Annotated in this window: 18 protein-coding genes; 8 read left to right on the forward strand and 10 right to left on the reverse strand. The window is 68.1% G+C overall.

The genetic code is table 11. The features are described 5' to 3' along the window. The first annotated feature begins 14 nt into the window (after positions 1–14). The 4 genes from ACWEOI_RS24965 to ACWEOI_RS24980 are packed head-to-tail and all read left to right on the forward strand — an operon-like array spanning position 15 to position 4,270. The gene (locus tag ACWEOI_RS24965) at positions 15–2,813 is read left to right on the forward strand and encodes a nitrate- and nitrite sensing domain-containing protein (RefSeq protein WP_452361179.1); all 2,799 of its coding nucleotides are present in this window, start codon (positions 15–17) and stop codon (positions 2,811–2,813) included. 11 nt (positions 2,814–2,824) lie between these two features. Beyond that, positions 2,825–3,253 carry a roadblock/LC7 domain-containing protein gene (locus ACWEOI_RS24970; protein WP_357090392.1) on the forward strand — a complete coding sequence of 143 codons (429 nt, stop codon included), beginning with the start codon at positions 2,825–2,827 and terminating at the stop codon, positions 3,251–3,253. Continuing rightward, the gene (locus tag ACWEOI_RS24975; RefSeq protein ID WP_452361180.1) at positions 3,250–3,687 is read left to right on the forward strand and encodes a DUF742 domain-containing protein; all 438 of its coding nucleotides are present in this window, start codon (positions 3,250–3,252) and stop codon (positions 3,685–3,687) included. The genes ACWEOI_RS24970 and ACWEOI_RS24975 overlap by 4 nt, the downstream gene beginning before the upstream one ends. Positions 3,688–3,709: 22 nt before the next feature. After that, entirely contained in the window at positions 3,710–4,270 is a 561-nt protein-coding gene (locus ACWEOI_RS24980) for a GTP-binding protein (protein WP_379270903.1), read from the forward strand. 357 nt (positions 4,271–4,627) lie between these two features. Here the strand turns inward: ACWEOI_RS24980 and ACWEOI_RS24985 are convergent, their stop codons facing one another. Further along, positions 4,628–4,948, reverse strand: a complete 321-nt coding sequence (locus tag ACWEOI_RS24985; protein ID WP_433671583.1) for a hypothetical protein — start codon at positions 4,946–4,948, stop codon at positions 4,628–4,630. Between the two features lie 463 nt (positions 4,949–5,411). Between ACWEOI_RS24985 and ACWEOI_RS24990 the strand changes: the two genes are divergently transcribed. Next, entirely contained in the window at positions 5,412–6,017 is a 606-nt protein-coding gene (locus ACWEOI_RS24990; protein WP_404204666.1) for a DUF4254 domain-containing protein, read from the forward strand. A 9-nt stretch (positions 6,018–6,026) separates the two neighbouring features. On the opposite strand, the gene ACWEOI_RS24995 is transcribed toward ACWEOI_RS24990, so the two are convergent. From ACWEOI_RS24995 to ACWEOI_RS25005, 3 genes are read right to left on the reverse strand one after another with little or no spacing between them, the layout of a single operon-like run. Beyond that, entirely contained in the window at positions 6,027–6,374 is a 348-nt protein-coding gene (locus tag ACWEOI_RS24995) for a hypothetical protein (RefSeq protein WP_452361181.1), read from the reverse strand. Further along, a complete protein-coding gene (locus tag ACWEOI_RS25000) occupies positions 6,375–7,523 on the reverse strand; it encodes a fatty acid desaturase (protein ID WP_433671581.1) in 1,149 nt (382 codons plus the stop codon). An 11-nt stretch (positions 7,524–7,534) separates the two neighbouring features. After that, a complete protein-coding gene (locus ACWEOI_RS25005; protein ID WP_433671580.1) occupies positions 7,535–8,599 on the reverse strand; it encodes an FAD-binding oxidoreductase in 1,065 nt (354 codons plus the stop codon). A 223-nt stretch (positions 8,600–8,822) separates the two neighbouring features. Between ACWEOI_RS25005 and ACWEOI_RS25010 the strand changes: the two genes are divergently transcribed. Beyond that, positions 8,823–9,431 carry a TetR family transcriptional regulator gene (locus tag ACWEOI_RS25010; protein ID WP_433671579.1) on the forward strand — a complete coding sequence of 203 codons (609 nt, stop codon included), beginning with the start codon at positions 8,823–8,825 and terminating at the stop codon, positions 9,429–9,431. Positions 9,432–9,452: 21 nt separating this feature from the next. Here the strand turns inward: ACWEOI_RS25010 and ACWEOI_RS25015 are convergent, their stop codons facing one another. Both ACWEOI_RS25015 and ACWEOI_RS25020 read right to left on the reverse strand, forming a co-directional pair. Continuing rightward, on the reverse strand, positions 9,453–10,787 hold the full coding sequence (locus tag ACWEOI_RS25015; RefSeq protein ID WP_357090405.1) for an MFS transporter: 1,335 nt from the start codon (positions 10,785–10,787) through the stop codon (positions 9,453–9,455). Between the two features lie 58 nt (positions 10,788–10,845). Beyond that, positions 10,846–11,808, reverse strand: a complete 963-nt coding sequence (locus tag ACWEOI_RS25020; protein ID WP_452361182.1) for a helix-turn-helix transcriptional regulator — start codon at positions 11,806–11,808, stop codon at positions 10,846–10,848. Positions 11,809–11,910: 102 nt separating this feature from the next. Between ACWEOI_RS25020 and ACWEOI_RS25025 the strand changes: the two genes are divergently transcribed. Beyond that, positions 11,911–13,347, forward strand: coding sequence for an MFS transporter (locus ACWEOI_RS25025; RefSeq protein ID WP_452361183.1), 1,437 nt, complete (start codon positions 11,911–11,913; stop codon positions 13,345–13,347). A gap of 498 nt (positions 13,348–13,845) precedes the next feature. On the opposite strand, the gene ACWEOI_RS25030 is transcribed toward ACWEOI_RS25025, so the two are convergent. Next, positions 13,846–14,706: a class I SAM-dependent methyltransferase gene (locus tag ACWEOI_RS25030; RefSeq protein WP_452361184.1), complete on the reverse strand. Its 861-nt coding sequence runs from the start codon at positions 14,704–14,706 to the stop codon at positions 13,846–13,848. A 155-nt stretch (positions 14,707–14,861) separates the two neighbouring features. Between ACWEOI_RS25030 and ACWEOI_RS25035 the strand changes: the two genes are divergently transcribed. Further along, positions 14,862–15,299, forward strand: a complete 438-nt coding sequence (locus ACWEOI_RS25035; protein ID WP_452361185.1) for a flavodoxin family protein — start codon at positions 14,862–14,864, stop codon at positions 15,297–15,299. Between the two features lie 181 nt (positions 15,300–15,480). On the opposite strand, the gene ACWEOI_RS25040 is transcribed toward ACWEOI_RS25035, so the two are convergent. The 3 genes from ACWEOI_RS25040 to ACWEOI_RS25050 form a co-directional block, all read right to left on the reverse strand. Next, positions 15,481–15,954, reverse strand: a complete 474-nt coding sequence (locus ACWEOI_RS25040; RefSeq protein ID WP_452361186.1) for an excisionase family DNA-binding protein — start codon at positions 15,952–15,954, stop codon at positions 15,481–15,483. An 82-nt stretch (positions 15,955–16,036) separates the two neighbouring features. Next, positions 16,037–18,277: a caspase family protein gene (locus ACWEOI_RS25045; protein ID WP_452361187.1), complete on the reverse strand. Its 2,241-nt coding sequence runs from the start codon at positions 18,275–18,277 to the stop codon at positions 16,037–16,039. A gap of 6 nt (positions 18,278–18,283) precedes the next feature. Then, a complete protein-coding gene (locus ACWEOI_RS25050; protein WP_452361188.1) occupies positions 18,284–18,697 on the reverse strand; it encodes an effector-associated constant component EACC1 in 414 nt (137 codons plus the stop codon). Positions 18,698–18,855: the final 158 nt, after the last annotated feature.

Below are 18,855 nucleotides of genomic sequence, written 5' to 3' on the forward strand. Positions count from 1 at the left end.
GAGACGGAGTGAAGGTGGGTTCGGCAAGAATGTTGCCGCCGGGTAACGCGAAGCTCACGCCGCCACGGGAATTGATCCGGCCGCGCACCATCGCGGCGCGCCTGCGCCGCATCCTGATCTTCTCCGTCGCGCTGGTGCTGGCCCTGCTGGCCGTCATCATCACCCACCAGGTCAACAGTTTCCGCGACACCGGCGAGACCGCTCGGGCGGTGCGCCTCGCCCTGGACGTCCAGGACCTGGTGCACGAGATCCAGCGCGAACGCGGCCTCACCAACGGCATGCTCGGCGGCGACGCCGCGGCCCGGCCCGCCATCGGCAACCAGCGCCTGGCCACCGATACCGCACTGCAGCAACTGAATCAGACCCTGAGCGATCAGCCGCCGGGCGCCGATCAGGTCCGCTCGGGGCTGTCCCAGTTCTCCGGCGTCACCGTCAACCGGTCCGACGTCGACGCCGGGCGCATCGACCGCGCCGCGTCGTTCACCTTCTACACCAATGCCATCGCCGCGCTGAACCAGGCGCGGCCGGGCTTCGACCACGCGCCCGACCCGCAGCTGTGGCGGGGCCTGCAATCGCTGCACGACCTCGGCGACGTCAAGGAGTTCACCGCCCAGGAGCGCGGCTTCCTCGCGGGCGTCTTCGCCGCGGGCGAGTTCGGCCCCGGCGAGTACGTGAAGTTCCTCGACATCCGCGCCGCCAAGCAGGCCGCCATCACCGGATTCGAACGCGACGCCACCCCCGCGCAGCGGTCGAAGCTGTACGCCGCCATGCAGACCGACGAGTCCATCCGGGTGAACACCGCCGAGGCCGTCGCCATCGCCTCCACCCGCGGCCCCCTCACCGAACCGGTGAACCCGGCCGACTGGTGGCGCGAGATGAGCTCGGTCATCGACGGCGAACGCACCGTGCAGCGCAGCATCGGCGGCGAGATCACCGGCCGGGCGAGCGACCTGCGCCGCGACGCCACCGTGGTGCTCGCGCTGTACCTGCTGGCCGCCGCGCTCGCCATCGCCGCCCAGGTGTGGCTGGTGGTGGCCACCGTGCGCGCCATCGTGCGTCCGCTCGCCGACCTCGCCGAGGAAGCCGACGTGGTGGCCGGGCGGCGACTGCCGCAGCTCATCGAGGCCTGGCAGAACTCCGACGACGCCGACCCGGAACCGCCCGAACCGGTCCGCGCCGACGAGAGCGCCGGCGCCGAGATCGCGTCCGTGGCCACCGCCCTGGACCGGGTGCAGACCACCGCCTACGAACTCGCCTCCGCCCAGGCCCGGCTGCGCCGCAATTCCACCGAATCCATGGCCAACCTGGCCCGGCGCAATCAGAACCTGGTGCGCCGCCAGCTCGGCCTGATCAGCGAGTTCGAGCGCGAGGAACTCGACCCCAACGCGCTGTCCAACCTCTTCGAACTCGACCACCTGGCCACCCGCATGCGCCGCAATGCCGAGAGCCTGCTGGTGCTGGTCGGCGAATCCAGCCCGCGCCGCTGGTCCAAGCCCATCCCGCTGACCGACGTCATCCGGGCCGGACTGTCCGAGGTCGACGACTACCGGCGGGTGGTGCTGCGCCGGGTGGACGACACCGCCATCGCGGGCGCGCACGTCAGCGAGGTCGCGCACATGCTCGCCGAACTCATCGAGAACGGGCTGTCGTTCTCCCCGCCCGACCTCGAGGTGGAGATCTACGGCCGCCGCCTGGGGTCGCGGTACATGATCGCGGTCGTCGACCACGGCGTCGGCATGCCGCCCGACCAGCTCGCCACCGCCAATGCCCGGCTGCGCGGCGAGGCCGACTTCCTGGTCGCGCCCACCCGGTTCCTCGGGCACTACGTGGTGGGCCGGCTGGCGCGGCGGCTCGGCGTCGAGGTCGAGCTCACGGTGTCGCCGACCAGCGGTGTGGTGGCCCGCATGCTGCTGCCGACCGAGCTGCTCGGCGACCCCACCGCCGGCCGGCCCGCCGCGCCGCAGGACTCGAAACACGCGGCGGGAGCGCAGCTTCCGACCGTGGTGGACACCATGCCGGAGTCCAAGCCCGGTCGTCACAGCTCCACGCCTGCGGTGACACCGGCTGCCCCCGCCGAGACACCGGTGGACGAGTCGGAGCCCCCGGCCCCCGCCGCCACCGACCCCGTCTACGACACGGCCGCCGCGTTCGCGGCCCTCACCGAGATCATCGGCGACATGGGCTCCGCGGCCCCGAGCGAACCCACCGGCGGCAATGGTTCGCCGGTGCGCCCCACCACGATCAAGCTCGTTCCGCTGCCGGACAAGGATCAGCAGGCCCCGACGCCGACGCCCACGGTCTCACGGCCCGCGCCGACCGGCCCGGCCACCGATCCCGCCGCGCTGCCGCCTGTTCCGGCACCGCCGATCACGACATCCGGATCGGCTGTCGCACCCGGCGTTCCGCAGGCAACCGCCCCCGCGGGCACGACGGCCGCGACCGAGAACCCCGGCACGGTTTCGGCAACCGCCGTCAAGCCCGCCGGGACGACGGGCGGCGGCACCGCGGCCGCCGCGCCGAAGACCGCTGCCGTGGAGCCGGTTTCGCCGGGCTCACCGGCGGCGGGGCCGGACGTTTCGGGAGCCGTCCCGGAGGTGCAACGTACGCGAAACGGTCTCGTCAAGCGCAACCGGAAGACTCGCGGGCACACGGGCGCCACTCCGGGTGGTGCTCAACCGGCAGCCGGGCGGCCAACCCCGACGCCGGTCGCGGACCGTTCACCCGACGAGATACGCAGCATATTGGCCGGATTCCGATCCGGGCATCAGCGCGGGCAGGGCGGCGAACCGCCCCGACCCGGAACGCGAGCATAGGAGGACACCGGGTGACCACCCATTACACCGATACCGATCCGCACACCTTCAACTGGCTGCTGGCGGATTTCGTGCGCACCACCGACGGCGTCCGTGACGCCGTGGCGGTGTCCTCCGACGGGCTACTCATGGCCATGTCCCAGGGCTTGGACCGCAATGGCGCCGACCGGCTGGCCGCCATCGTCTCCGGTCTCACCAGCCTGGGCCGAAGCGCTTCCCGCAGTTACGATTTCGACGGCCTGCGGCTGGTCATGATCGAGATGGGACGCGGGTTCCTGCTGGTGTCGGCCATGGCCAACGGCAGCTGCATCGGCGTCATCGCCGACCACAACGCCGATGTCGGGCTGGTCGGCTACCAGATGGCGGTGCTGGCCGACCGGGCCGGCGCGCTGCTCACCCCGGCGCTGATCAGTGAACTGCGAGAATCGTTGAGCCGATGAATGATTCGCATCGGCTGCCGGACGCGCGCATGATCGCACCGACCCGCCCCAGCGGCTGGTCCGGCGCGACCGCGCCCGCGCCCGGCGCCCGGCCGACAGGATTTCACGACTCCGACGAACCGGTGGTTCGGCCCTTCATGATCACCTCCGGACGCACCACCCCCGTGGTCGACGGGCTGCGCATCGAGGCCTTGGTACGCGCCACCCCGGCGGCATTGTCCGCACCGCTACGCTTCGAACTCGAACGGGTGGCCCGACTGTGCCAGCGCCCGCATTCCATCGCCGAAATCGGTGCGGCCCTACGGGTACCGATCGGGGTGGCGCGCGTGCTGGTCAGTGATCTGGTGTCGGCCGGGCACGTGTCGGTGGGACGCACCGACGAACTCTCCACCGCTGCTCTGGAAAGGATCCGGGACCTTGTTCGGAACCTCTGATATATCCGGCGATCCGCTGCCGCTGGCCTCCTCGGTGAAGGTGGTGACCAGCGGCGGATTCGGGGTCGGGAAGACCACCTTCATCGGGGCGATCTCCGAGATCGAACCGCTGTCCACCGAGGCCGCCATGACCGAAGTGTCTGTGGGACTGGATGATCCGGGCCTGGCCACCGGCAAGACCACCACCACGGTCGCGCTGGACTTCGGGCGCATCACCCTCGACGCCGGCCTGGTGCTCTACCTGTTCGGCACGCCCGGCCAGGAGCGCTTCGAATTCCTCTGGGACGATCTGCTCGACGGTGCGCTGGGCGGCATCGTGCTGGTCGACACCGGCCGAGTCGAGGACTGCTACCCGGTGCTGGACTTCTTCGAACAGCGTGGGACGCCGTTCGTGGTGGCGGTCAACCGATTCGAGTCCGGATCACGCTTCGAGCTGAGCGAGGTCCGCGAGGCGCTGGACCTGTCCCCCGCCATCCACCTCATGGACTGCGACGCCCGCGATCGGGAGTCGGTGAAGCTGGTGCTGGTGGCGCTGCTGGAGCAGATCCTGCAAACGCGCCGCGCCCCGGCGCTGGCCGGCTGAACCGGCCGCGGGACCGGAACAAAAATCGCCCCGGGTGCGAACGCACCCGGGGCGATTGCCCGAAAACCCTTCGCGGAAATGCGAATTAACGGCCGAACGAACCCGTCCACAGCGTGTTCAGCAGACCACCCAGGGCGGCGCTGCCGGTGTCCAGAACGCCGTTCAGAGCAGCGGAACCAGTGTTGATGATAACCGGGATCATTTTTCAGCCTCTCTACTGTTGTCGCCGCCGTCCGGGATTTCCGGCCGGCGACGGGACCCACACTGCCGAGGGAGACTTAGGCGAACCTTGCCTATCGCTGAGAGGTAGCTGAGACGGCCTGTGTCACCCATCACAGAGAGAGGACCGTCCAGTTCCTACTGCGGCGGTGCGACACCCGCCGAGTAGAGGCTGATCTCACCATCCTCGCCGAGAAACGCGTTGACCAGCATCGTTCCGCTGGAATGCAATTCGTCCGGCTCCGGCGCGGCGGTCGTGATGGCGATCTGCGGCAGGGCGGACCAGTTCACGACAAACCGATCGGGCGGTCCGTTGTCGTCGGACAGATGCGCGAGCCGGAACACCGACACCGTTCGGCGAACGATCAGGTTCCGGACGACTTCGGCAATTCGCTCCGGATCTTCCAGCGCGAACATGAAACCGAACCGCAGCTCCGGCGAAGAGGCATAGGCGGGCATGAATATCGAGGCTAACCGACTTCGGCGCGTCGCACCCTCGGCGCGCCGCAAAGATAGCTATTCATAAGCTTCGGTAACCGAACCGGCCCCGGACAACCTCGACCCGGCGGCGAAGCACCCCCGGAGCCGTCCCACACACCGCCCGCGCAGGTGTCGATCAGCCTTCAACCGCAGCGCCCATGTGACCGTCTTGTAATGCTGTATAACGATTTTCAGGCAGCTTCGCCGATCACGCGCCGGATGGTTGCGCCCCTCCGACTATCGCGCTTTCCTGAATATGTCCCGCATTATCGGACAGTCTTCTCATCGCATCGTCGCGGATTTCCCGGTTACTTCACCGTGTCGCTGGTGGTGGGCTGTTGCGTTCCGGGTGCGGGGCTGCGCCGGAGCCGAGGGGAGCCCCTCCCCGAATCCCCCTCGGCCCTGGCGTATCCACACGCATGCGCGGCCGAGGGTGGGAAACATGTCAATCGACTACACGGGAGCGGGTTTCGGCGCCGAACTTCCCTCGCCGGACACGCTCCTGCGTGCCTTCCGAGAACCGATAGACACCGCCCGCCGCGACCGCGACGTCCTGGAATCGGCCCATGAGCTGGTGCGATGCCACGAACGCCGGCAACGCGCCCTGGACTCCGCCCACGCCGCCGACGCCACCCCCGACGATGTCGCCGCCAGCGCCCACCACATCGACCGGATCGACACCCGCCGCGCCGAGTTGGTCTCCCGCATCGACGACTGGGTCGCGATCAATATCCCGCACCGTGCCGGGGCCTCCCTGCACACCGAGACCCTCGGCGCCGTCATCGACCGCATGGCCGCGAAATGGGTTGCCGCACAACAGGCCCTGGGCAACGGTGGGCCTCCGGCCCCGGCCAACGGCGTTCCGAAAGCCACCGACGGACGAGCCCGGCGCCGCGCCAAGGCGCACCGGGTGAGCGAGGACCGGCCCCACCGCGGGGTGGACACCGAGGCCCACCTGCAGTGGTACCGGCTGGCCGAGCTCGCCGACGGCTATCGGGATCTGATCACGGAAGTCGCCCAGCACCGGCGGCGACTCCCCACCTGGTAGAAACCCCGGCTAGCGGGGGTCGACGACCTCGGCGTCGATGACGTCCGACTGCGTCACACGCTCGCTCGGAACCGGCTTGGTCGCCGAATCCTCCTGTGCGCGTGGCTGTTCCGGGGCCTCGTCGAGATCGTCGTCGAGGTCGTCGGACAGGTCCGCGGCGCGCTGCGCGGCGGCGTCCTTCTCGGCGGCGGCCGCGGCTTCACGCATCTCGATGGCGTCGGTGATCCAGTCACCGATCTCCCGGGTCACCTCGGCGACCGTGCCGGTGATGATCGATGCGATATTGCCGACGTGCCGTGCTCCCGACGACGTCAATTCCTGGATCAGATCCTTGTTGCTCTCGAATTTGGAAATCATCTATACGCCCACCTCACTCGCCTGCCCCCGGCGCATCACGATAACACCGGCCTGCCCTGAATTCTTGACCAGGAACGGCGGCAGCGCCAGCTTGAAGAGTTTCGCCCACACCGAACCGATCTGCTTCGAGAAGCGGCCGGTGTTGTACGGCAGACCGTGCTTTTCGCACAGCGCCCGCACCTCGGGCGCCATTTCCGGGTAGCGGTTGGCCGGAATGTCCGGGAACAGGTGGTGCTCGATCTGATGCGACAGGTTGCCCGACATCACATGGAACAGCTTGGAGCCCTTGATGTTCGCCGAACCCAGCATCTGGCGCACGTACCACTCGCCCTGGGTCTCCTCGGCGGTCTCATCCTTGGTGAACGTCTGTACGCCGGAGGGGAAGTGCCCGCAGAAGATGATGGAGAACGTCCACAGGTTGCGCACGATATTGGCGGTGAAGTTGGCCGCCAGCGTGGACAGGAACAGCGGACCGGTCAGCGCCGGGAACACCACGTAGTCCTTGAGGACCTGCCGACCGGCCTTACGCCCCTGCCCCTGGAGCAGGGCCTTCACATCCGACCACTTGCGCTTGCCGGTCAGGATGTTCTCGACCTCGAGGTCGTGCAGCATCACGCCCCACTCGAACAGCACCATGAGCGCGAACGCGTAGGCCGGATTCCCCAGGTAGTAGGGGTTCCACTTCTGGCCCTCGTCGATCCGCAGGATGCCGTAACCGATGTCGCGGTCCATGTCGTGGATATTGGTGTAGGTGTGGTGCATGTAGTTGTGCGAGTGCCGCCATTGGTCGGCGGGGCACACCGTATCCCATTCGAAGACACGGGAATTCAGGGTCGGCTCACGCATCCAGTCCCACTGGCCGTGCATGACGTTGTGGCCGATCTCCATATTGTCGAGGATCTTCGACACGCTCAGCGCGGCCACGCCCGCCAGCCAGAACGGGGGCAGGAAGCCCAGGTAGAGCAGGCCGCGGCCGGCGATCTCGAAGCCGCGCTGGGCCTTGATCACCTTGTAGATGTAGTCGCGGTCGCGCTCGCCCAGGTCGGCGGTGACGCGGGCGCGCAGCGCGTCGAGTTCGCGGCCGATCTCCTCGACCTGTTCGACGCTGAGGACCAGCGGGCCCTCGGGGGTTTCGGTAAGAATCGCCATGATCTCTCCGTTCACAGAGCGAGGTCGACGTCCCCGACGGGGGCGTTGATGCAGATCTGGATGGGCTGATCCGGGTCGCTGTCGAGCTCCCCGGTGCGCAGATTGCGGGTGCAGCCGCTGCGCTTGACGGCGGTGCAGGAGAAGCAGATGCCCATGCGGCACCCGTACTCCGGGTTCAGGCCCGCGGCTTCGGCCTGTTCGAGCAGGGTTTCACCGGTGTTCTCGGCGACCACACCGCTGCCGGAGAAGGTCACCTTGCCCTCGGCGTCGGACGGGTCGACGACCGCCGTGGTGAGGGTGAACTCCTCACTGTGCAGGCGCGGGCCGAGCTGTTCGGCCTCGTAGACGGTGCGCACGGCGTTCATCAGGCCGGGCGGGCCGCACAGGTAGGTCTGCGCGGTCGGGAACCAGGGCGCCAGCGCCTCCAGCTCGTCGTAGCCGAAATTGGCGTGACGCTGGGTCTCCGGGTAGCGGAACTCGACCCGCACATTGCCGTGCTGCATGGCGATCGCCTCCAGCTCCTCGCGGTGCGGGACGAATTCCGGAGAACGGTTGTAATGCAGGAACAGGATCCGGCCGCGGTAGCCCTCGTTGGCGAGGGTGCGCAGCATGGACAGCACCGGGGTGATGCCGCTGCCGCCGCTGATCAGCACGACCGCCTCCGGGCGGGTGGCGGGCAGATGGAACACGCCCGCGGCGGGCTCCAGATCCACCACCATGCCCGGGATCGCGTTGTCGTGCAGGTAGTTCGAGACCAGCCCCTGAGGGTGGGCTTTGACGGTGAGTTCGATGTGCCGGTCCCGACGTCCGTCGGCATTGACCGGGGAATAGCAGCGGGTGTGGCGCACGCCGTCGATCACGACGCCGATCTGCACGTATTGCCCCGCCACGTGCCCGGTCCACTGCCGGGCGGGCTTGAGGGTGAGAGTGACCGAACCGACCGCGCTGCGCCGCACATGGGTGATCTCCGCGCGCATCGAGCGCCGGGTCAGGGTCGGGCGCACCAGCTCGAGGTAACGATCCAGCGGGTGCGGGGTGGTCATTGTCTTCTGCACCAGGTCGAGTAGTCCGACCATGTGAGCCTCCTGTCGCGTCGCCGGGCTCAGCGACGCCTCTCCACGTTCGACGCGCTGTCCGAGCCGGCGTCGCAGTCCACGCTGACTTCGACGCCATTTCGGTGCACATCTGTACACTGAGATAGTGTGCCCGGTGAAGCCACTCCAGTTCAACCGGCAGTTCGTGTGACCCACACGACATCTCTCGAATGGAACGAATGTGAACGCATGTATGCTCATCGAGATGAGCGAGCAGGCAGCTACCCGAGTCGAGCGCAAGGAACGCACCCGCACGGCCCTGCTCGACGGCACCCTCGCCCTGGCCGCCGACCGCGGTTTCGCCGCGCTCTCCCTGCGTGAGATCGCCCGCTCGGCCGGCATCGTGCCCACCGCCTTCTACCGGCATTTCGCCTCGCTCGACGAACTCGGCACCACACTGGTCGAGGAAGGCGTGCGGCAATTGCGGCTGGCGCTGCGCGAAATGCGGCGCACCCCCAATCCGACGCTCGCCCACACCGTACGATTCGTTTTCGAACAGGTCGACGGCAAGCGCGATCTGTGGGGCTTCCTGATTCGCGAACGGCACGGCGGCTCGGCGCCCCTGCGCGGGGCCATCTCGGTCGAGATGCAACTCATCGAACGGGAACTGGTGGTCGACCTGTCCCGGGTGCGGGCCCTCGACGACTGGTCGCCCGACGATCTCGAACTGGCGGCCGACCTCATCGTGTCCACCGTCGCCGACCGGATCGCCGACTACCTGATGGCCGAACCCCGCGAGAGCGCGCGCACCGTCGACCGCGCCGTGCTCCAGGTGCGGCTCATCGCGCTCGGCATGGGCGCCTGGCGACCCTGAGACCGGACCGTTACGGCGAATTCACTTGTCGTGCAGGTCATCCCCGCGTACCGGCAGCAACAGCATGAGGCCGACGATCAACACCAGTAGCAGTCCGACGATGCCCGCGCGCTCGGCGTCGAACGCCCACACGAAGAATCCGAAAAGGGTTGGGGCGAGGAAGGATACGGCGCGACCCGTGGTCGCGTAGAGACCGAACATCTGCCCCTCGCGCCCCGGCGGGGACACCCGGGCCAGGAACGAACGGGCCGAAGCCTGTGCGGGACCGACGAATACGGTCAGCAGCAGGCCGAAGATCCAGAACATCAGCGGACCCGACAACACCAGCAGGAACGCGCCGCACACGATCATGCCCAGCAGCGAGGCGACGATCACCGCCTTCGGGCCGGTGCGGTCGTCGAACCGGCCGCCGACCAGCGCGCCCAGCGCCGCAACCACATTCGCGGCGATGCCGAACAGCAGCACGTCGGCATCGGCGATGCCGTACACCTTCACCGCCAGGATCGCGCCGAAGGTGAACACGCCAGCCAAGCCATCCCGGAAGATGGCGCTCGCCAACAGGAAACCCACCGTGCGGCGATCGGTGCGCCAGAGCTCCCGCACATCCCGGAACAGCACCCGGTACGACGACAGGAACGCCCGGCCGCGTACCGCCGCACCGGGATCCGCGTCGGTGCGCGGCACCTCCGGGACGAACAGGAACAGCGGCACTGCGAAACCGGCGAACCACACCGCCGCCAGCACCGCGACCAAGCGGATGTTCAGACCGTCCTCGATCGGGACGCCGAGCAGGCCGCGATTGTCGCCCTTGCCGGCGATGAACCCGACATAGCTGATCAGCAGCAGGATGATGCCGCCGAAATAGCCCATGGACCAGCCGAATCCGGACACCCGGCCGACGTTCGCGGGCGTGGACACCTGCCGCAGCATGGCGAAATACGGGACGTGCGACAGCTCGAACGACGCCGAGCCCACAGCCAGCAGCACCAGACCGACCCAGAGGTAGTGGTAGTCGTCCTTCACGAAGAACATGGCCGCCATCAGCAGCACCGTCACCGAGGTCAGAATGCCCAGGGCCAGTTTGCGTCTCGCGGTGGCGTCGAACCACTGGCCCGCCACCGGCGCGGTGAGCGCGACCACCAGGCCCGCCGCGCCCAGCGCCCACCCCAGCCAGGCGCTGGCCGAGATCCCGCCCGGCAGATCCGCACCCACCTTGTCGGTCAGGTACACCGAGAACACGAAGGTCAGGATGACCGCGTTGAACGACGCGCCCGCCCAGTCCCAGAATCCCCACGCCAGTACGGTTCCCCGCCCGGTCGCCTGCCCGACGGTGACTTCACCCGACGCCTCGGTCATCAGCGCAGACTAAGCGACCGAACGCGACTCGCGTGCGACATCCACGCCGGGTGGCGGGTCAGGCCAGAGTGCGGCCGTGCACCTGCTCGACGTGCTCGGCCCACGGGCGGCGGTATTCCTCGGCGGTCATGGCGAGCAGGGCGTGCAGCTGGTCCCAGGCCTCCGGCGTGGACGGAGTCCAGACCTGCATCCACGCGCCCGCGATCGACGGCAGGGACATGCTGGTCATGTACATATCCAGCATGCCGACCGCCAGATTGCGGACGACCCGGGTGCGGCCGATCGGGAGCGCGACATCATTGCGGGCCCACAGTTCCGCGAATTGCGGGCTGTCGGCCACCATGCCGTCGATGAACTCCGTCCATTCCGGGTCACCCAGATTGCGGGCGTACGCGGCCCGCAGGTAGCCGACCATGCGGGCCAGGTGATCCGGCTCCGAGTCCGCCGGGTACGGGGTGCAGCACTCGTCGGCCAGGAAGACCTTGCGCAGCGCATTGCGGTTGCCGATCACGAACAGTGGAAACATCGCCGCGTACGCCGCATTGTGGGCCAGCACATCGTATTTGGAGCTGAACAGGGTGGCCGGCAGCGGATACAGGTGATCGAGAATGGTCTGCACCTCCTCGGGCACCGGCTCCTCGACCACCATGGCCGGCGCCGTCGGCACATTCGCCAACCGGTACAGGTGCGCGTGCTCCGCCCCGTCCAGGCACAACGCCCGGGCGATCGCATCCAGCACCTGCACACTGCAATTGATGTCCCGGCCCTGTTCGAGCCAGGTGTACCAGGTGATCCCCACCCCGGCCAGCTGCGCCACCTCCTCACGCCGCAAACCGGGCGTGCGCCGCCGCACCCCCACCGGCAACCCCACATCCTCCGGCCGAATCCGAGCCCGCCGCGACTTCAGGAACGTCGACAACTCCCCCCGCCGGACCTTGCGCACCGACCGCGGATCACCGGCGCGCGCAACCGCTCCGGCGGTCCGCTCGACGAGGACGTTGTATCCCGCTGCTGACACCATTCCTCCATGGTGGCGGTTTTCGCTAGGGGTATCCAGGTGGTGCCAGTACCCGTATAAGCGGACTCCTGTCAGTGGGATCGGTCGCGGCGCAGGCTGAATCTCATGTCTCAGAGCCTCACCCACACCCCACCCGCGGCTGCCGCGCCGCCGACTGCGCCTTCTCTCGGCGGCGTTCGACGTCCGATCGCGGTCCTCACCGTCATCCTGCTCGGCCAGTTCATGGCGGTCCTGGACGCGTCCATCGTGAACGTCGCCATCCCGTCGATCCGAACCTCTTTGCACGCCACGGGTTCCGGGCTGCAACTCATCGTCTCCGGATACGTCATCGCCTACGCGGTGCTGCTGGTGACCGGCGCACGGCTCGGTGATCGGTTCGGGCAGCGGAGGATGTTCGTCGCGGGGCTCACGCTGTTCACCCTCGCCTCCCTCATCTGCGGGCTGGCGTGGAATCCGGCCTCGCTCATCGCGTTCCGCTTCCTCCAAGGCGTCGGGGCGGCGGCCATGGTGCCGCAGGTCATGAGCCTGATCCAGATCACCGCCACCGGGAACACGCGGGCTCGGGCGCTGTCGGTGTACGCGGCCGTCATCTCCGGGGGCATGGTCGTGGGCCAGATCCTCGGCGGGGTCATCGTGAGCAGCGATATCGCCGGAACCGGCTGGCGCGGAGTGTTTCTCGTGAACGTCCCCATCGGGGTCGCCCTGCTCGCGGTCGCGCCGCGCGTACTGCCCGCCGCCACCCCGCGCGGTGAACGCCGGCTCGATCTGCCCGGGCTGGCGGTCCTCACCGCCTCGGTCCTCGCGCTGTCGGTGCCGCTCGTGCTCGGCCACGAACAGCAGTGGCCCGCCTGGACCCGGATCGCGCTGGGCGCGTCCGCCTTCGGCTTCGCCGCCTTCGCCCTGGTGGAGCGCTGGGTGCACCGCCGCGGCGGGGAACCGCTCTTCGCCGATCGCGTGGTCCGCGCCCCCGGCCTGCTCGCCGCCGCGGCCACCCTCTTCCTGATCATGTGCACCTTCGGCGGCTGGGTCTTCATCCTCACCATCCACCTGCAATCCACCCTCGGCTACTCCCCCGTCCACGCCGGACTCCTGTTCGTCCCCAACGGCATCACCTTCGGCCTGGTCAGCCTGAACTGGACCCGCATCCCCGCCCGCTTGCACCGCGCGATGATCCCCGGCGGCCTGCTCCTCGCCGCCGCCACAACCATCGCCATGGCCCTGTCCCTCCGCGACGGTCACTCCGTCAACCCCCTCGACCTGACGATCCTGGCCGTCATGGGCATCGGCTACGGCCTCGCCTTCAGTCCCCTCATGGCCCGCGCCACCAGCAAGATCCCCGTCACCCTCGCCGCCGACGCCAGCGGCATCCTCGTCACCTGCGTCCAACTCGGCGTAGTCATCGGCGTCGCCACCTTCGGCACCCTCTTCCTCACCCTCGCCACCAGCCCCACCGCCGCCGCCCACGCCGTAGGCACCACCGCCATCGCGGAAGGAGCCACCCTCGCCCTCGCCGCCGCACTCGCCGTCCGTGCCGCCCGGTGAGGGCCCGGCCCCGCACGACTAGGCAGATCTACTCAGGAGGGCGCGTAGCAGGGCTCATCCCGGCTACGCCCGCGATCAGCAGGATCGAGGTGTCGGTTGATTCGTCTATCCGGAGGTCCTGGTCATGAAGCGAGTGCTGCTCGCCACCAGTCAATGCGCGGTCGTCCTCGGCGCGCTGGCGGTGCGACTGGTCGCGCCCGGCTGGTGGGCGGCCATCGTCATCATGACCTTCGGTATGGCGGCGGCTGTAGTGCTCGCGCCTCTGCTGCTCGCGGGACTGATGGGTGTGGTGCTCGCACCCTCACTGCGGCCGCGCACGCTCATCGCGCTCGGCGTGGCTGATCTCGCGGTGCTGGCCTTCGCGCTGACCCTGCCGGACTTCACCGATCAGGCCGATGATCACCTGGTTCCGCTGGCGGCCTTGGTCACCGGGGATGGGAACGTGTCCGGCAGTGCCGCAACCATTTTCGAATCGATCTGCGGGTGGTCGGCTATGGCCTACGTGGTCGCGGCGCTCGGGGTGATCGTCCTCGCGGCGCTGGACCATCGGGGGCGAGTGGCCGTCCATTGCAACCAGCGGGTCGGGGCGTCGAACTGGCCGGATCCGAACCTGTCTCGCAATGCCGCGGCGGCGATCGCGGTCGCGGACTCGACATTCAGGGTCGGGTGACGGTCGATCTCGCCGCGCAGCGGGGTGCCCTGGCAGAATGCCACCGCACCCGTCTCCGCGGTCTGACGGCTCGAACCGTCGATGTACTCGCCGCTGATGTGGTCGAACCCGGCCGCCTCGAGTTCGCTTCGGATGCGGTCGAAGTCGAAGTAGCCGTGCGGGGTTCGGCGGAGGAACTCGAGCGGCTCGTCCGGTGTTGCGGCGCACAGGGCGTCGGTGACGGTCTGGGTGACCGCGCTCGTCTCGATCCGATCCCAGACGGTGAACGCGAACATGCCGCCCGGGCGGAGCACTCGCAGAGCCTCGGCGTAACCGCGCACCTTGTCGGGTAGGAACATCACACCGAACTGACAGACCACGACATCGAACGAGCAATCGGGGAACGGCAGATCCGCGGCATCCGCCACCTGCCATCGGACCCGCTCGGACGGCAGCCGCGCCGCGGCGGCCGCCAGCATGGGTTCGTTCAGATCGGTCGCCACGATGCGGTGACTCCCCAGCTGTGCCAGCGCCCTGGTCAGCACGCCGGTCCCGGCAGCGGTTTCGAGCACGTCGACCCCGTCGGAGGCGGCCACCGTCCGCGCGAGCAGCCGAGCCGGTTCCGCGAAGATCATCGGAACCAGCAGCGAGTCGTACACCTCGGGAATCGACCCGGTGAAACCCGTATCCCCGCGCCCGGCCGTGGTCACCGGTCCGGCCTCGGAACGTCCGACATAGCCGCTGATGCTACCGGCGCCGACCGCATCCCTGTGACGGCCACCACATCGACTCGATGTCACGATCGGGCACGCGGGCGGTGTCCACAAGGATGTCCGGAATCATCGGGGAAGCAGGGAGCGATGTGATGAAGACTCTGATCGTGTGCGTTTCGGTGTCGCACGGCAATACGCGGCGAGTGGCCGAGGCCATGGGTGAAGTCCTCGGAGCCCGGGTCGTTGAGCCCGAAGAGGTTTCACCCGCCGACCTCGCGGAGTACGACCTGGTGGGGTTCGGATCAGGAATCTTCTCCATGGCCTTCCATCCCCGGCTGTGGGAATTCACACGTTCACTGCCCGAGGGGCGGCAGGGGCGCGCATTCGTGTTCGCCACCAGTGGATTTCCCGCCGTCATGGCTCCGATGACGCGCCTGCTCGGACGGAAAGGGTTCGAGGTGGTGGATACCTTCTCGGTGCGGGCGTTCGACACCTTCGCGCCATTGAAGCTGGTCGGGGGAATCCATAAGGGGCGGCCCGACGCCGCGGATCTGGCTGCGGCGCGGGCCTTCGCGGCTGGGCTCGACTGAGGGCCGTCGGTCGCTTCGCCCGTGGCCTGACCCGAACTAGCCGATGGCACCAAGCCGGGCCCGCCACCGACTTCTCAGTTCAGCCGACGCCGGACTTCGGCGGCGAACGCCGGTACCCCGGATCGAATTACCTGCGGCGGGCTACAGGACACAGATATCGAGGAGTATCCGCCGCATCGATTCAGTTCCGTCTCAATGGATTCGGTGGAATATCTTCGTAAAGACCCATGTCCTCGGAGATCCTGGTCAGCTCCGATAGACCCGCCGAGCGCTCGGCTCGTCGGTACTCGCGGTACGCGAGCACGTCGGTGAGGCGGACGCGTCGATGGCGACCGGGGCGCGTGAAGGGGATCGCACCCGAATCGAGCAACTTCGCAAAGGTCGGCCTGCTCATGCCGAGCAGCTCAGCGGCTTCCTGAGTGGTGAGGGTGGTGTGGAGCGGCGCGACAGTGACGGCCTTCCCCTCCGACAGCGCCCGCGCCACCAGTCGCAGAGCCTCGACAACCTCTGCGGGCAACGCGACCACCTCACCATCGGCGGACCTCAGAATGGCGGCTTCGACCGTGGCCGGTACCGAGTCCAGAAATCGGCGCAACTCGGCGATCTGATCCGGGTGTTCTGGTAGCAGCGTGCGCTCGTCCAATGTCTCGGTCATTCGCCCTCCTCGCGTTCACCCCATTGTGCTCGTTTTCGAATAATTCGAAGGGAGATCAGGTCGAGCGAGGGATCCGAAGGGGTTACCCGTACACCTTCTGGAACCAAGCGAGCAACGCTGGTTCGGTGGTGATCGAAACCTCGGGTGCTCCGGCGGAGCTGGCGCAGAACTCGCGCAGGATGTGCGGGTCGTCGAGGATCGAGATCAGACAGGGGTGGTGATCGTCGGGGTGGACCGCATCGCCGGGGGACGCGGCACAGGTGAACCGACCGACCATGACGCTCTTCTGGAACAGGGGACTGTCCTGCCCTGGCCGACCATCACAGGCATGAGTCGCATTCAGGCTCAGTACATTCTGGTACACCACGTTCGCGGCGGCAGCGGTCGGAAATTCCAGGAACGAGGCTCCCGGATAGCTGACCGGTGTGCTACACCCGATTTGCGCGTCCGCGGGTTGCGATGGGTCTTCGTGCCGACAGTTCGAGCGGGTGAAAGCACTGCCGAGATGAGACAGCAGGTTTTTGTCCGCGGCCGTGAACTGGTCCGGGTCCCTCGCCTCGTCCGCTGCCAGGAACTGTCGATTACCCCTAGCCGCCTTGTAGTTTCGCATTTGTTCCGCGACCGGCGAAGTCCAGTCGGCCGGCTGATAGAAGAACTCGGCAATTGCGAGGTCGGGTTCATCGGTCACGATCAGCGCGGGTGCGGCCGTGTCGGTCGTGGTATCGAGGTAACACGTCCGTCGGCCGACAACTCTGTCGAGATTGTCGTAGACGGGCGCATCCGGTCCCGGCGGAGCGCCAGGGCAGCCGTAGGTGTGCTTGATCCGCATGCTGGTTTGGTAGAAGTCGGTGAGTTTGTCGATATTGGCGAACCGGAAGAACACCGCCAGGGGCACTCCGGCCGCCTTGTTGGTTCTACAGACGAATTGCGCGGTCTGGCCCGGGTCCGGGTCCATGTGGAAGCAGGTGTCGCGGTGGTAGCCCGCCGACCCGATCATCCCGAGCAATTCGATGTCGGGACCCCGCAGGGCCTTCTCGTCGCCGATGGCATGCCCGGCAACGCCGTTCGGGGCGAGATACCAGCCCCCCACCACGGCTACGCAGGCCGCCGCCATGGCGGCGGCCGCCATCGGTACCGCCCATTTCCGATCGCGGAGTCTGCGGCGGAGCCGGCCATCGGGGTTTTCGATTGTCTGGTGCTCCGACAGGAGCGGCGACGGTATCGGGTCCGAGGCCGGGTCCGGGGTCGGTGATTCCTGTTGCTGCGCAGCATCATCGGTGCGCTCCGGCGCCGTTGCCGGGAGGGGTTCATCGACGGGGTTGGACTCGAGGTTCGGGGGTGTCGAGTCACCGCTGCCGGGCGGCGTCGTTGCCGGGCCGGTGGGGTGGGTGTCGAGCCAGTGGGCGGCCGCGGCGGCGATGGCGCGGCTGTCGTCGTTCACGAGGTGGGTGACGGCGTCGCGGACTCGGGTCCGGACGATGGCGCCGCCGGTGCGGTAGAGCTGGTCGAGGTCCTCGAGGGCGTTGCGGCGGTCTCGGACCGCGGGGCTGTCGAGGTCGGAGCGGATGTGTTGCGGCACCTGCCAATTGCGGTTGCGGGCCAGGATGGTGCGGCCTTCGACGTTGTCCTGCCTCTTGGGGCGCTGGCGGGGGCGTTCGGCGACGACGTGGTCGTGGACGTAGCTGTAGAGCTCGTCGACGGTGATGTCGCCGTCCTGGTCGAGGTCGGCGCCGCCGTCGCGCAGGCCCGTGACCAGGTGGCGGGTGAACACCGATTGCGGGGCCTGGCCGTGCGGGGTGTCGCCCTCGAAGGCGAACTGGGTGGCGTCGGAGGCGGTGAGCACGGTGCGGCCGCGGCCGCTGAAACTCTCCAGGGCGTGGACCTGGTCGTCGGCCTTGGCGATGGCGCCGACCGGGAACGCGCCGCTGTAGCAGCAGTCCAGGATCAGCACCTGGTGATTGGAGTGGCAGCCGGTCATGGCGTAGTCGACCTGATCCGCGGCCACCGAGGTGAACAGCGGGTTGAGGGTGCGGGTGTCGGTCATCGCGAGGTAGAGCTTGCCCGCGTCGTCCTTGAGACCGTGGCCGCTGAAGTACAGCAGGGTCAGGTCGTCGCGCCGGCGATCGGTGAAGAAGTCACCGACCGCCGCACCGACCACGTGATGCGGCTGGTTGATCAGGGTGGTGACCTCGAACCCGCCGATGGCCGGATCGGCCAGCACCTCGGCGAGCGCCTCGGCATCGTGGGCGGGCGCGGTCAGCTGCCGCAGTCCGGGATCGGAGAAGGTGTAGGTCGCCACTACCAGGGCGAATCGGCCGGCCATGACAACTCACCCCGCCACCGCGCCGTGTCGTCGCAGGAAGGCCTCGAGCAGCGCGTGCTGCTCGGCGTCACTGGCGGCATCGATTTCGATGCTCTCGCCGTCGATGGTGACCGCCACCCGGCGGGAGCCCGGATCGCGCCGCAGCCAGTCGTGCACCGTCTCGATCAGGGTGGTGAACACCCCGCCGGAGGTGCTCAAGGCCAGCACGATCGCGCCGAGGGTGACCGGGTCGGCCACCTTCGAACCCGGTGCGGCCCCGGCGGTGTCGCGCGCCAGGACCGCCGATTCGACGCCGTCCATGGCGGCCAGTTCCGTCCGCAGCATGCGGGTCTGCCGGTCCATGTGCTCGTCGTCGATCCCCGCGGCGGATATCGATACTCGAACTGTCACGCCGCTGTGGTCGTTCTGTGTGGTAGCCATCGGAGCCTCTTTCCCGAATCGACAAGACCGATTCTCATCGCTCGGATCCGAGGTCTCACGGGTACAGAACTACCCGAACCAGGCAAAACGGCCGATGGAGCGCACGCAGGGCCACCCGGGAGGTGAACTCCGCACCGTGGCGTGCGGGTAGTCGACTA

This window comes from Nocardia sp. NPDC004340 (assembly GCF_053602575.1).